Source organism: Microbacterium sp. Gd 4-13 (assembly GCF_003095395.1).
GTDB lineage: Bacteria > Actinomycetota > Actinomycetes > Actinomycetales > Microbacteriaceae > Microbacterium.
Genome location: NZ_QEIJ01000005.1, coordinates 136,725 through 149,664 on the forward strand (window position 1 = coordinate 136,725; position 12,940 = coordinate 149,664).

At 70.2% G+C, this 12,940-nt stretch carries 10 protein-coding genes; 3 read left to right on the forward strand and 7 right to left on the reverse strand.

Translation table 11 applies throughout. The features are described from left to right. Positions 1-46: 46 nt before the first annotated feature. From DEA06_RS11110 to DEA06_RS11120, 3 genes are all read right to left on the reverse strand, one after another. Positions 47-1,816, reverse strand: coding sequence for a gamma-glutamyltransferase family protein (locus DEA06_RS11110; protein WP_116648061.1), 1,770 nt, complete (start codon positions 1,814-1,816; stop codon positions 47-49). After that, the gene (locus tag DEA06_RS11115) at positions 1,813-2,787 is read right to left on the reverse strand and encodes a cytochrome b/b6 domain-containing protein (protein ID WP_116648062.1); all 975 of its coding nucleotides are present in this window, start codon (positions 2,785-2,787) and stop codon (positions 1,813-1,815) included. The genes DEA06_RS11110 and DEA06_RS11115 overlap by 4 nt, the downstream gene beginning before the upstream one ends. Before the next feature lie 83 nt (positions 2,788-2,870). Further along, entirely contained in the window at positions 2,871-3,413 is a 543-nt protein-coding gene (locus DEA06_RS11120) for a helix-turn-helix domain-containing protein (protein WP_116648063.1), read from the reverse strand. A 66-nt stretch (positions 3,414-3,479) separates the two neighbouring features. On the opposite strand from DEA06_RS11120, the gene DEA06_RS11125 reads away from it, so the two are divergent. Both DEA06_RS11125 and DEA06_RS11130 read left to right on the forward strand, forming a co-directional pair. Then, positions 3,480-4,154, forward strand: coding sequence for a DsbA family oxidoreductase (locus DEA06_RS11125; RefSeq protein ID WP_165817984.1), 675 nt, complete (start codon positions 3,480-3,482; stop codon positions 4,152-4,154). A 101-nt stretch (positions 4,155-4,255) separates the two neighbouring features. Beyond that, on the forward strand, positions 4,256-4,690 hold the full coding sequence (locus DEA06_RS11130; protein ID WP_116648217.1) for a nuclear transport factor 2 family protein: 435 nt from the start codon (positions 4,256-4,258) through the stop codon (positions 4,688-4,690). A gap of 5 nt (positions 4,691-4,695) precedes the next feature. On the opposite strand, the gene DEA06_RS11135 is transcribed toward DEA06_RS11130, so the two are convergent. Continuing rightward, a complete protein-coding gene (locus DEA06_RS11135) occupies positions 4,696-5,469 on the reverse strand; it encodes an enoyl-CoA hydratase-related protein (RefSeq protein ID WP_116648065.1) in 774 nt (257 codons plus the stop codon). Between the two features lie 197 nt (positions 5,470-5,666). Between DEA06_RS11135 and DEA06_RS11140 the strand changes: the two genes are divergently transcribed. Then, positions 5,667-9,455: a choice-of-anchor I family protein gene (locus tag DEA06_RS11140; protein ID WP_116648066.1), complete on the forward strand. Its 3,789-nt coding sequence runs from the start codon at positions 5,667-5,669 to the stop codon at positions 9,453-9,455. 168 nt (positions 9,456-9,623) lie between these two features. Here the strand turns inward: DEA06_RS11140 and DEA06_RS11145 are convergent, their stop codons facing one another. From DEA06_RS11145 to prpB, 3 genes are read right to left on the reverse strand one after another with little or no spacing between them, the layout of a single operon-like run. Next, positions 9,624-10,811 (reverse strand): thiolase family protein, encoded by a 1,188-nt coding sequence (locus tag DEA06_RS11145; RefSeq protein ID WP_116648067.1) that lies wholly within the window; start codon positions 10,809-10,811, stop codon positions 9,624-9,626. Further along, a complete protein-coding gene (locus DEA06_RS11150; RefSeq protein ID WP_116648068.1) occupies positions 10,811-11,986 on the reverse strand; it encodes a bifunctional 2-methylcitrate synthase/citrate synthase in 1,176 nt (391 codons plus the stop codon). Before DEA06_RS11150 ends, DEA06_RS11145 begins: the two co-directional genes overlap by 1 nt. Before the next feature lie 32 nt (positions 11,987-12,018). Beyond that, entirely contained in the window at positions 12,019-12,918 is a 900-nt protein-coding gene (gene prpB, locus DEA06_RS11155; RefSeq protein WP_116648069.1) for a methylisocitrate lyase, read from the reverse strand. Between the last annotated feature and the right edge of the window lie 22 nt (positions 12,919-12,940).

A 12,940-nucleotide genomic window follows, 5' to 3' on the forward strand; every position in this document is an offset into this window, starting at 1 on the left:
GCAGAATGTCGGAGTCTCGGCGCGCGGATCGGGTCTCGCGGTCAGCTCAGCGCCCGGCGGCGTAGCCTTGCATGCCGCGCGGGTTCGCCGCGGCGATCAGCATGCCGTCCTCGCGGATCCCGGCGGCGCTGAGACGACCGAGCGACCACGACCCCGACACGGTCACGTCGTGGCCGCGCTCGCGCAGCTCGGCGACCACGGCGTCGCCGACGCGGTCCTCCACCACGACACCGAGCGGCTCGGAGTCCCGCGGGTAGAACGACGAGGGCATGTGCGTCGAGTGCCAGTTCGCCGCGTCGATCGACTCCTGGAGATTCATGCCGTGCACGAGGTGGTTCAGCAGGAACGCCACCGGCCACTGGTCCTGCTGGTCTCCGCCGGGCGTGCCGAACGCGAGGTACGGACGCCCGTCGCGCAGCAACAGCCCGGGACTCAGGGTCGTGCGCGGGCGCTTGCGCGGTGCGAGCGATCCGGCAAGACCCTGTTCGATCCAGAACATCTGGGCGCGGGTCGGCAGCGAGAACCCGAGACCGGGGATGACCGGGGAGCTCTGCAGCCATCCTCCGCTCGGCGTGGCGGCGACGACGTTGCCCCACCGGTCGACGACGTCGAGGTGGCAGGTGTCGCCGCGGGTGAGGCCGTCACGGGCGACCGTCGGCTCGCCGATACCGGCGGTACCGGTCGACGGGGCCGCCACCTCGCGTGGCAGAACCGGCACGCGTCCGCCCGGCCTCCCCGGGTTCTGGCCGTCCGCCGCACGCGACCCGATGAGCCCGGCACGCTCGCGGGCGTAGTCGTCGGAGAGGAGGGCGGCCAACGGCACGTCGACGAAGTCGGGGTCGCCGTAGTAGGCCTCGCGATCGGCGAAGGCGAGCTTCGCCGTCTCGATCACCGCGTGCACCGTCTGCGCCGAACCGGGCGCGCCGAGGTCTTGGTGGGCGAGCATCGCGAGCTGCTGGAGCAGCACGGGTCCTTGCCCCCAGGGCCCTGTCTTGGCGACGGTGACACCGGCGAACTCGATGGTCGCGGGCGCCTCCCAGGTCGGCTCCCACGATGCGAGGTCATCTGCGCGAAGCAGGCCGGCGTGGTCGCGTCCACTCGAATCGCGCACCGGGTGCCGCATCCATGCGTCGACCGCTTCGGCGACGAACCCTCGATAGAAGGTCTCGCGTGCACGGGCGATCACGCGCTCGCGCGACCCGCCGCCGGCGCTCGCCTCGCGGACGATGCGTTCGAGGGTGTCGGCGAGAGCGGGATTGCGGAAACGGGCGCGCGGCGACGGCGGCGCCCCGCCGGGAAGGTAGATCTCGGCCGACGTCGGCCAGTGCGCGGCGAACAGCTCGGCGACGGTGCCGATCGTTGCCACCGCCTGCGGGATGAGCGGGTACCCGTCGCGCGCGTAGCCGATCGCGAATCGCGTGATGCGCTCCAGGGGCAGCGTTCCGTGACGCTCGAGCATCGACATCCAGGCGCCGAAAGCGCCGGGGACGACCGCCGCGAGATGCCCGGTGCCGGGGACCACGTCGAGTCCGAGCGCGGTGAAGGCCGAGTGATCTGCTGCCGCCGGCGCCGTCCCCTGCCCGCACAGCACCCAGGGTCGCCCGGAGGCGACGTCGAAGCCGATGATGGGCGCGTCGCCGCCGAGTCCGTTCAAGTGCGGCTCGACCACGTGCAGCACCAGGCCGGCCGCCGCAGCCGCGTCGAAGGCGTTGCCGCCCTCCTCGAGCACGGCCATGCCCGCCGCCGACGCCAGCCAGTGCGTCGAGGCCACCATGCCGAACGTGCCGACGAGCTCCGGCCGCGTCGTGAGCGTCATCGGGTCCGCCCCTGCGTCGGCACCGGCACGACCCGCACGTCGCCGAAGAGCCGCGCGATCGGAACGAGAACCGCAGGACGGGCAGCGACCCATCCCGCTGCCAGCACCACCAGCGATGCGACGAAGATCGCGAAGCCCGTCCAACTCACCGTGTCTTGCGACGCATACATGTGGTTCAGGTTACGCAGCGCACCGGTGGCGAAGACCAGCGCGACGTGCACGGCGATGAAGACGAGGAAGTAGATCATCGTCCAGACGTGCACCCGCCGCGCCGCGTCGAACGGCAGCAGCCGGTTCAGTCGATCGGCCGTGCGAGGCCAGAACATGCTCAGACGCGCCCCGGTGACGATGGCGGCGGGGGCGGCGACGAACACGGTCGTGAAGTAGAAGAGCTGCTGCAGGCTGTTGTAGTTGACCCAGCCGTTGTGGGTCGGCCAGTCGAGGGTGGCGTACTGCAGGCCCGCGGCGAGCGCATTCGGAAAGACCTCCCACGAGGTCGGCACGATCTTCATCCACTGACCGGTGGCGAAAAGGAGAGCAACATACAGCACGCCGTTGGCGATCCAGAGCACGTCGAGCGCGAGATGGAACCACACCGTCAGGCTCATCTTTCGCCGCTTCTCGCCGCGCGGTGACCAGAAGGCGATGGGCCGCTTCTGCCTGCGCACCTGCCAGCCCGAACGGATGATGAGCGCGATCAGGAACGTGTTGAAGAAGTGCTGCCAGCCCAGCCAGGCAGGGATGCCGACCGGCGCGCCGGCGGGCAGTGGGTACTCGCCGGGATGCTGCGTCAAGAACTCCCGCACGGGATCGAGCGCGACCAGCGCTCGAGCGCCGATGACGACCAGCGCCGCCAGCGCGACGAGACCGATGATCCCGACGACGCTCGCGCCGGCCCACTGCCGCCGGGTGAAGCGGATCCGGCGCGCGCCGGGGGGAGCCTTCACCCCCGGACGATCAGCCGCTGCCACAGTCCGATTCTAGGAAAGGTGGATGCTGCGCCGGACCGGATGCGACCCTGATCGAACGACCGTCGCCAGCCGTCAGCGCCGCACTACCGACGGATGCCGTCCAGTGCGAGCCCGAGCAGCCTTTCCGCGTACTCGACGGGATCGGGCGCGGTCCGGGAGCCGAGCGAGAGGGAGTTCACGAGTGCGAGGAGGTCGAATGCCGACACCGTGGCAGAGACCTCACCGCGTTCGAGAGCGCGCGCGTGCAGAGAACTGGCTGTGGAGATCAGCATGGTTTCGCACGCACTCGTCGCCGGGTCGGGGACGGTGCCGAGGATGAGGGCATCCGCGACGCCCCGGGTCGACGCACTGAACCGGGCCAGTTCACGAAGCCATGCCTCCAGCGCCTCACCCGCCCCCATGCGGGCGCTGAGCACATCGGCGTGCTCGCAGATCGTCGTGATGCGGTCGACGAAGACGGCTTGGAGAAGGGCGCGGCGGGTGCGGAAGCGCCGATGCAGGGTGGCCGATCCCACGCCGGCGTTGCGGGCGATGTCCTCGAGCGAGGCGTCTGCACCGACGCGCTCCACTTCGACCGCAGCCGCTCGGACGATCGCGTCGTAGTTGCGTTGGGCATCAGCTCGCATGGGGCTCCTTCACGCCGTCCCGAGAGACATTGACAAGTGGGGGCTGCCACCACTTATATTAGTGGGGTGATACCCCATTTTAGCGACGATGACGAGACCAGCAAGGTGCGCAGCCCAGCGATCAGGATCGAGGTGTGGTCGGACGTGCAGTGCGTCTGGTGCTACGTCGGCGACGCCCGCCTCCGACGAGCCGTGGAGGCGTTCGCCGGAGAGGTCGAGATAGAGCACCGGTCCTTCGAACTGCAGCCCGGCTTCCCCTCCGAGGTGGACGCGACGGAGTATCTGCGGGCGAACCGCGGCATGGACGACGCCGACCAGGAACGGGTCTTCTCGCAGATGAAGACCGTCGCCGCCGCCGAGGGACTGCAGTACGAGCCGCAGTCGATCCGGCCCACGAACTCGCACCTGGCCCTGGAGATGCTCCACTACGCGCAGACTCAGGGCGTCCGCCGACGAATGAGCGACCGTCTCTACCGCGCGTACTTCGTCGAGGGCCACCACCTCGGATCGGTCGATGCGCTCGTCGAGCTGGCGGGCGACGCGGGGCTGGACCCCGAGCGGGCGCGCGCTGTCCTGACGGCCGGCACCTACCGGGCCGCCGTCGACAGGGACGCCGACACCGCGCGCGCACTCGGCGCCCGCGGCGTACCTTTCATGGTCGTCGACGACCGGTTCGCGATCCCGGGCGCGCTCGGCACCGAGGAGCTGACGCAACTCCTCACCCGCGTCGCCGAGGCATGACCGACTCGATTCCCTTCGCTCTCGTCCCGCAGGCCGCGGCCTGCGTCGATGGCGTCTGCACCTTCCCCACCCCACCCGCAACCAGAACGGAACACCCTCTCATGGACACGATCACCCCCACACCGCACGAACGGTTCGAGATCCTCGACCTCGTCCACCGCTATTCGACCGGGATCGACACTCGGGACTGGGCTCTCTTCGCGTCCACGTTCACCGACGACGCTCACGTGGACTTCGGGTTCGCTCAGTGGGAGGGCGCCCCGTCGTTCACCGCCTTCATGCGAGAGACCCACGACCCCGCCGGACGCACGCTCCACCGCATGACCAACACGGTGGTGACCGGGATCGACCCCCTGACGGCCCGCACCTACGGTGACGCCATCGTCCTGCAACCCGACAACGTCCACGGCACGATCGCCAACGCCTGGTACGACGACGAGATCGTGCGCACCCCCGACGGCCTTCGAATCCGGCGCCGCGTGGTGCACATGATCTCGATGCGCGCCATCGGACCCAATCTGGTCGCCGAGATGTGACCTGATCAGCGGTGGCGGAAGCGCGCCTCGCGCTTCTCGCGGAAAGCGGCCATCCCCTCCTTCTGGTCGTCGGTCGCGAACAGCGCCGCGAACGCCTGCTTCTCGAAACGGAGCCCCTCGGCGAGCGGTGTCTCCAGGGCCGCGTCGAGCGCCGCGGTCGCCGCGTACAGGGCAGGGAGGGGCTTGGCCGCGATTCCCTCGGCGATGCCGGCGACCTCGGCGAGCAGCCGGTCGGCCGGCAACACGCGCGAGACGATCCCCGCGCGCTCGGCCTCGGCAGCATCCATGGTCCGCCCGGTGAGGATCAGGTCGGCCGTCTTGTACGACCCGATCGCCCGCGCCAGTCGTTGCGACCCTCCCATGCCGGGAATCACCCCGAGCGTGATCTCGGGCTGGCCGAAGCGCGCGGAGTCGGCGGCGATGACGAGGTCGCACATGAGCGCGAGCTCGCAGCCGCCGCCGAGGGCGTAGCCGGCGACGGCGGCGATCGTGGGCGTGCGCACGGCGGCGAATCGGCTCCACGCCCCGAAGTGGTCGTCCACGATCATCTCGACCGAGGTCTTCGCCTCCATCTCCTTGATGTCGGCGCCGGCGGCGAAGGCTCTCGCCGACCCGGTGACGACGATCGCACCGATCCCGGAGTCGGCGTCGAACGCCTCGGCCGCCTCGACGACCTCACGCATGAGCGTCGTGTTCAGGGCGTTGAGGGCGTTCGGCCGGTTCAGGGTGATCCAGCCCACGCGTCCGCGGGTCTCGGTGAGGATCGTCTCGTACGTCATGGGGTCCCTTCCGAAGAGCGGATGCTGCGCGCCAGCCCTCCGATCCTCCCCCGGCGCGCCCGCGGAGTCGACCGTCGCCGGATGGTCGTCTCTCGTTCACCTCGCGGTCACCACGACCGGCGAGGGTCGACGAGGCCGGTCTGGAGTTCCACGGAACCGGTGCGTACCCCCGTCTCATCACCTACCCGAGGACACGCATGCCCACGCATTCCTTCCGCCGCGCCGTCGCGTTCACCGCGACCGCCGCAGCGGTGTGCGCGCTCGCCCTGTCGAGCGCCACCGCGGCTTCCGCCGCGATCGTCCCTGTTCCGATCACGCGCAGCGCCGACGGTGCCGCGCTCGCGCTGAGCCCGATCGGCACCTTCGAGTCGGGCGTCTTCGACGAGTCGGCTGCCGAGATCGTGCAGACCTATCGCGACCGCATCTTCGTCGTCAACGCGCAGGCGGGCTCGGTCAGCGTGCTCGACAACGCCGATCCGACGAAGCCGGTCGAGCAGTTCGCTCTCACGTCGGAGGGCGTGGCCAACTCGCTCGCGATCCGCGACGACGGCCTCGGTGTGATCGCCTTCGAGGCGCCGGTGAAGACCGACCCGGGCCACGTCGTCTTCTTCGACGCGAATGCTGCGGATGCGGCATCCGCGATCCTCGGTGAGATCACCGTCGGGGCCCTTCCCGACATGGTCACCATCTCGAAGGACGGCGCGTACGCCGTCGTCGCCAACGAAGGCGAGCCGGCCGACGACTTCACGACCGACCCCGAGGGATCCGTCGGGGTCATCAAGCTGCCGTCCACCGTCTCGCTGCCGGCGACCGCCGATGCGAAGACGGCGAACTTCCGCGCGTTCGAACCCGGCGGCACCAAGACCCTCGACCCGAAGGTGCGTATCTTCGGCCCGGACGTCGCCGCTGCGGGCCAGGACCCGACGACGCTCTCGACCAACCGCGTGAGCCGCAACCTCGAGCCCGAATACGTCACCGTCTCCGGCACGACCGCGTACGTCGCGCTGCAGGAGGCCAACGCCATCGCGGTGGTCGACCTCACCAAGCCCGAGGTCACGAAGATCCTGCCGCTGGGCTTCAAGGACTACGCGAAGAACACCCTCGACGCGAGCGACCGCGACCCCGAAGGGGCCCCCACCTACAACCAGAAGAGCTACGCGGGCTTGTTCGGCATGTACATGCCCGACGGCATCAGCTCGTACGTCGCCGCCGACGGCAGAACCTACCTGGTCACCGCCAACGAGGGCGACGGCCGCGAGTGGGGTGACTACGACGAGACCGCCCGGGTGAAGGACCTCGGCAAGAAGGGCCTCGCACCGGTCTGCGCCACTTCTCCCCTCGCATCGAAGCTCGGCGACGCGGATCTGGGTCGCTTGAACGTCACGACCTCGATGGGCCTGAACGCCGACGGCACCTGCTACTCCGAGCTCTACACCTTCGGAGGACGCTCGTTCTCGGTCTGGTCGACCGACGGCGTGCTGGTCTTCGACTCGGGCAGCCAGTTCGAGCAGGTCACCCACGACGCGAACCCCGCCTTCTTCAACTCCAACCACACGGAGAACAACCTCGAGGGCCGCAGCGACGACAAGGGCCCCGAGCCCGAGAACCTGGTCGTCGGCGTCGTGGACGGCCGGACCTACGCCTTCGTCGGCCTCGAGCGCGTGGGCGGCGTGATGGTCTACGACATCACGACCGCGAGCGCCCCGACCTTCGTCACGTACGTCAACAACCGCGACGTCACGAAGACGCCGGGAACGCCCGCCGCGGGCGACCTCGGCCCCGAGGGTCTCGCGTTCACCTCGGCGCTGCGCTCCCCCACGGGAACGCCCCTGCTGACGATCGGCAACGAGGTCTCCGGAACAACGACGACCTTCGAGGTCGACAGTCTCCTCAGCGACGACGCACAGCCCGACGTGCAGGTGCTCACGATCAACGACTTCCACGGCCGCATCGTGCAGGAAGCCTCCAACGGCTACGCCGGCGCGGCGGCCCTCACCGGTGCCGTGGACGCGTACCGCGCGCAGAACCCCAACACGCTGTTCGTCTCGGCGGGCGACAACATCGGAGCCTCGGCATTCGAGTCGTTCATCCAGGACGACCAGCCGACGCTCGACGCACTGAAGGCCGCGAAGCTGGACGTGAGCGCCGTGGGAAACCACGAGTTCGACCAGGGCTTCGATGACATCCAGCGCGTGATCGACACCCTCGGCGGCCCGCAGTACGCGCTCGGCGCGAACGTGTACGAGAAGGGCACCGACACCCCCGCCCTCGAGGAGTACACGGTCGAGACCACCGAGAGCGGCGCGCGCATCGCCTTCATCGGCGTCGTCACCCCGCAGACGCAGACGCTGGTCAACCCGGCCGGTATCGCCGACATCGAGTTCGGCGACATGGGAGAGGCCGTCGACCGTGTCACCGCCGAGATCGTCGCCGCCGATGCGGCCGACGTGGTCGTCGTCCTGGCGCACGACGGCGGAGCGAGCTCGAGCATCGAGGCGCTGCAGGCCGACACCACCTCCGACTTCGGTCGCCTGGTGCACAACCTGCCGGCCGACGTCGACGCTGTCGTCTCGGGGCACACGCACCAGACGTACGCGGGCGAGGTCGACGGCGTTCCCGTCGTGCAGGCGAACCAGTACGGCACGCGCCTCGGAACGCTCGACATCGACCTCGACGCCGACAACACGCTGGTCTCGATCGAGCCCGGTCTCGTGACCCTCTTCGACGCTCCGGTGTCGATGAGCGCCGCCTACCCGAACCTCGAAGTCAACGAGGTCGTCGCCGAGGCGAAAGCCGAGGCCGACATCCTCGGTCGGGAGCAGGTCGGAACGATCACCGAGAGCATCAACCGCGCGAAGACTCCGGCCGGCGCCGAAGATCGCGGCGCGCACTCGACCCTCGGCAACACCGTGGCAGACGTGTACCTGTGGGCCACGAGCGAGAACCCCGAGTACGGCGGCACCGACGCCCAGATCGCGTTCATGAACCCGGGCGGCCTCCGCGCCGACCTGGTGCCGGGCGAGAACGGCGCGGTCACCTACCGCGCGGTTGCCAATGTGCAGCCTTTCGGCAACACCCTGGTGACCCTGGAGCTCACCGCCGCGCAGCTGAAGGCCGTGCTCGAAGAGCAGTGGCAGCCGGCGAGCTCCAGCCGTCCGAAGCTCGCGCTCGGAGTCTCGGAGGGCTTCTCGTTCGAGTACCTCGAGACCGCGGAGCGCGGGTCGCACATCGGCGCCATCACGCTGAACGGCGAAGAGCTCGACGTGAAAGACACCGCCACGACCTACAAGATCGTGACCAACTCGTTCCTTGCGGCGGGCGGCGACAACTTCACCACGTTCGCGCAGGGTACGCGCGCGGCCGACTCCGGGCAGATCGACCTCGCCGCCACGGTGAACTTCTTCGAGGCAGCTGACGGCCCCGTCGCCCCGTCCCCGGCCGATCGCGCGGTGCTGGTCACCAGCATCGACCCGGTCGGGCCGACCGACCCCGGCACCAGCCCGGAGCTCCCGGGAACGGGCCCCGACACCACGCCGCCGGCACCGACCAACCCGGGCGGCACCCCGCCCGCGGCGGGAACGCAGGTCGGCGGCGACTGGGCCGACGTCACGCTGAGCAATGGCGGACGCATCGAGCAGGGCCGCACCCTCACGGTGACGGTGTCGGGTCTCAAGCCCGGCCAGCAGATCGCGGCGACGCTGTTCAGCCAGCCGCTCGTCGTCACCGGCATCCCCGCCGCCAGCGCCCAGGGCGTCACGACCTTCGCGGTCGCGATCCCGGCGGACTTCGACCTCGGGGCGCACCGCCTCGTGGTCACGTCCGCGGGCCTCGCCGACATCTCCGTCGGCGTCACGGTCGTCGCACCCGGCGCCCTCGCGGCGACCGGTGCCGAGCTGCCGTGGGGCATCGCGTTCGGGGCGGGCTTCCTGCTGATTGCCGGAGGCCTCGCCTTCGCCCTCCGCAAGCGCCGCACCGTCGTCGGCTGACACCAGCCGCCTGCCACAGAGGCCCTCACCCTTCGGGTGGGGGCCTCTGCCGTCGGCCGCAGCATCCGCTTCACCGAAAGTGCCCGAAACCGCCGAAGGTGCCCGAGAAGGGGGGCACTTTCGGCGGTTTCGGGCACTCTCGGCGCGAGCAGCGGCCGAGACGCGGGCTCAGCCGTCCCAGCGACGGAACAGCGCGGCGAGCGCCTGGCCGCCGCCGATGCACATCGTCACCACCGCGTACTCGAGATCGCGGCGGCGGAGGTCGAGCGCCGCGCGCACCGACAGGATCGCGCCGGTCGCCCCGACCGGGTGGCCCAGCGCGATCGCCCCGCCGTACGGATTCGTCTTCTCGGGGTCCAGGCCCGCATCGCGGATGACGGCGACCGCCTGTGCGGCGAACGCCTCGTTGAGCTCGATCACGTCGACGTCGGCGGGAGTGAGCCCGGTCTGCGCCCACAGCCGCTCGAGGGCGATCACCGGGGCGTAGCCCATGATCTCGGGGTCGACCCCGGCCGTGGCCACCGCTTCGAGCGTGGCGAGCCCCGCGAGACCCCGATCGCGCGCGTCGGACTCCCGCATCAGCACGGTCGCCGCCGCCCCATCGTTGATACCCGAGGAGTTGCCCGCGGTGACCGATCCGCCCTCGCGGAACGCGGCGCGCAGGCCCGCGAGCACCTCCAGGGAGGTGTCGGGGCGCGGATGCTGGTCGACCGCCACCTCGACGCCGGTGCGGCCCGGCGTCTTCACGGGCACGATCTCTTCCGCGAAGGCCGCCCGCGCAGCATCCGTCGCCGCGCGCCGTTGACTCTCCACCGCGAACTCGTCCTGTTCGCGACGGGAGACGCCGTAGCGTTCGGCGACGTTCTCGGCGGTCGTTCCCATGTGCGTGCCGCTGAACGGGTCGGTCAGGATCGCGAGGGTGCCGTCGAGCAACCGGCGGTCGCCGAGCCGAGCGCCGTCGCGGGCGCCGAAATCGAGGAACGGCGTGCGCGACATGCTCTCGTCGCCGCCCGCGACGACGACGTCGACGCCGCCCCACAGCAGCTCCTGCGCGCCCGACCAGATCGCCTGCAGCCCCGAACCGCAGAGGCGGTTGACGGTGAACGCGGGCACGCGGGTCGGCAGCCCTGCGGCGAGCGCCACCCGGCGGGCGTTGTAGGCGTCGGGTCCGTTCTGGGCGATGCAGCCCATCACGACCTCGTCGACGTCGGCGGGGGCCAGGCCCGCGCGCTCGAGCGCAGCGCCGACCGCCACCGCTCCGAGCTCGTGAGCCGGAACCGTCGACAGCGATCCGGCGAAGCTCCCGATCGGTGTGCGCGCACCGGCGACGAGCACGACCCGCTCGCGGTCGGCCATCAGCCCGCCGCCTCCTCCGGGCGGTCGGCCGTATCGTCGGCGACGACGAGATCCTCGGAGCCGTCGAGGTGGCGCTCGTCGGGCCCGTTGTACTCCGACAGCGGGCGGATGAGCGCGTTCGACGCCCGCTGCTCGCGGATGTGGGCGGTCCACCCCGTGACGCGCGCAGCGACGAACAGCGGCGTGAAGGTCGCGGTGTCGAAGCCCATCAGGTGGTACGCCGGCCCCGAGGGGTAGTCGAGGTTCGGGTAGATGCCCTTGCGGTCGACGAACTCCGTCTCGAGCGCGTCGTAGAGATCGAGCACGTCCGGCCTGTCGTAGTGCTCGACGAGCTCGACGAGGGCCGCGCGCATCGTCGGAACCCGGGAGTCGCCGCGCTTGTAGACGCGGTGCCCGAACCCCATGATCTTGCGCTTCTCGGCGAGCGCGGCGTCGAGCCAGGGCACGACGTTCGACGCGTCGCCGATCTCGTCGAAGACGTGCATGACCGCTTCGTTCGCGCCCCCGTGCAGGGGGCCCTTCAGCGCTCCGATCGCACCGACGACGGCGGAGTACAGGTCGCTCAGGGTCGACGTGATCACGCGAGCGGTGAACGTGGAGGCGTTGAACGAGTGCTCGGCGTAGAGGATGAGCGAGACGTTGAACGCGTCGACGACGAGCGGCTCGGACTCCTCCGCGAACGTCATCCACAGGAAGTTCGCTGCGTAGTCGAGGTCGTCACGGGGCTCGACCGGCTCGATCGGGTCGTCGTCGCGACGACGGCGCTGGTCGTACGCGATGACGGCCGGAAGAGCGGAGAAGAGGCGGATGCTGCTGGCCAGCTCCGCCTCGGGGCTCGCATCGTCGGCGTGGGGATCGGTCGCCCCGATCACGCTCACCGCCGTCCGCACCACGTCCATCGGGTGCGCGGTGGTCGGCACCAGGTCGATCGCCGCTCGCACGGCCGGCTGCAGCATCCGGTTCTCCCGCTCCGCGGCGCGCAGCTCGGCCAGCTGCGCGGAGGTGGGCAGCTCGCCGTGCCACAGGAGGTAGGCGACCGCCTCGAAGGGCTGGGAGGCGGCGAGCTCCTGCACGGGGTAGCCCCGGTAGAGGAGGCTGTTGGTGTCGGGGTTCACCTTGCTGATCGCGGTGTAGTCCACCACCACGCCGGCGAGGCCCTTCTTGATGTCGGTCATCTCTCTCCTTCGAGATCGGCGGATGCTGTGGTTCAGCGCTCCACGCGGAAGTCGAACACGTTCGTGTCGAACCGGGTGTATCCCTCGTAGTCGATGAGGTCGTACAGGTCGGCGCGGTGCTGCATCTCGCCGAGCTTCGAGGTCAGATGCCCCTCGTCGTCGAGAGTGTCGAGCGCCCTGTCGGCGGCGCCCATCGCCAGACGCAGGAGCGAGACGGGCCAGATGACGATGTTCACGCCGGCGCTGCGCAGCTGCTCGGTGGAGAACAGCTCGCTCTTGCCGAACTCGGTCATGTTGGCCAGGATCGGCACGTCGAGCGCCTCGCGCATCGCCTCGAACTCACCGAGGTCGCGCATCGCCTCGGGGAAGATCGCGTCGGCGCCGGCGTCGACGAGCGCCTTCGCTCGGTCGATCGCCGCCTCGAGACCGTCGATCGCGCGAATGTCGGTGCGCGCCATCACGAGGAAGTTCGGGTCGCGCCGCGCGTCGACGGCGGCGCGGATCCGCTTGACGGCGGTGTCGCCGTCGACGACGCTCTTGCCGTCGAGATGCCCGCAGCGCTTCGGGTTCACCTGGTCTTCGATGTGGGCACCCGCCAGCCCCGCGTCTTCGAGGGTCTGGATGGTGCGGGCGACGTTCATCGGTTCGCCGAACCCGGTGTCGGCATCGATGATCGCCGGAAGCTCGGTCATGCGGGCGATCTGCTGCCCGCGGCCGGCGACCTCGGTGAGCGTCGTGAGTCCGATGTCGGGCAGGCCGAGGTCTGCGGCGAGCACGGCGCCGGAGATGTAGACCCCGTCGAAGCCCTTCCGCTCGATCAGCCGCGCCGACAGCGGATTGAACGCGCCCGGGAAGCGCAGCAGCTCGCCCGATGCGAGGCGTTCGCGCAGCATCCGCCGCTTCTCGTGCGCCGGGGTCTGGGCGTAGAGCATCAGCCGACCTCCACCCCGCGTG

Bases quoted from the DNA above. Each gene is read 5' to 3' on its own strand.
- DEA06_RS11110 (WP_116648061.1), bottom strand. From the start codon at position 1,816: ATGACGCTCACGACGCGGCCGGAGCTCGTCGGCACGTTCGGCATGGTG.
- DEA06_RS11120 (WP_116648063.1), bottom strand. From the start codon at position 3,413: ATGCGAGCTGATGCCCAACGCAACTACGACGCGATCGTCCGAGCGGCT.
- DEA06_RS11130 (WP_116648217.1), top strand. From the start codon at position 4,256: ATGGACACGATCACCCCCACACCGCACGAACGGTTCGAGATCCTCGAC.
- DEA06_RS11135 (WP_116648065.1), bottom strand. From the start codon at position 5,469: ATGACGTACGAGACGATCCTCACCGAGACCCGCGGACGCGTGGGCTGG.
- DEA06_RS11140 (WP_116648066.1), top strand. From the start codon at position 5,667: ATGCCCACGCATTCCTTCCGCCGCGCCGTCGCGTTCACCGCGACCGCC.
- DEA06_RS11145 (WP_116648067.1), bottom strand. From the start codon at position 10,811: ATGGCCGACCGCGAGCGGGTCGTGCTCGTCGCCGGTGCGCGCACACCG.
- DEA06_RS11150 (WP_116648068.1), bottom strand. From the start codon at position 11,986: ATGACCGACATCAAGAAGGGCCTCGCCGGCGTGGTGGTGGACTACACC.
- prpB (WP_116648069.1), bottom strand. From the start codon at position 12,918: ATGCTCTACGCCCAGACCCCGGCGCACGAGAAGCGGCGGATGCTGCGC.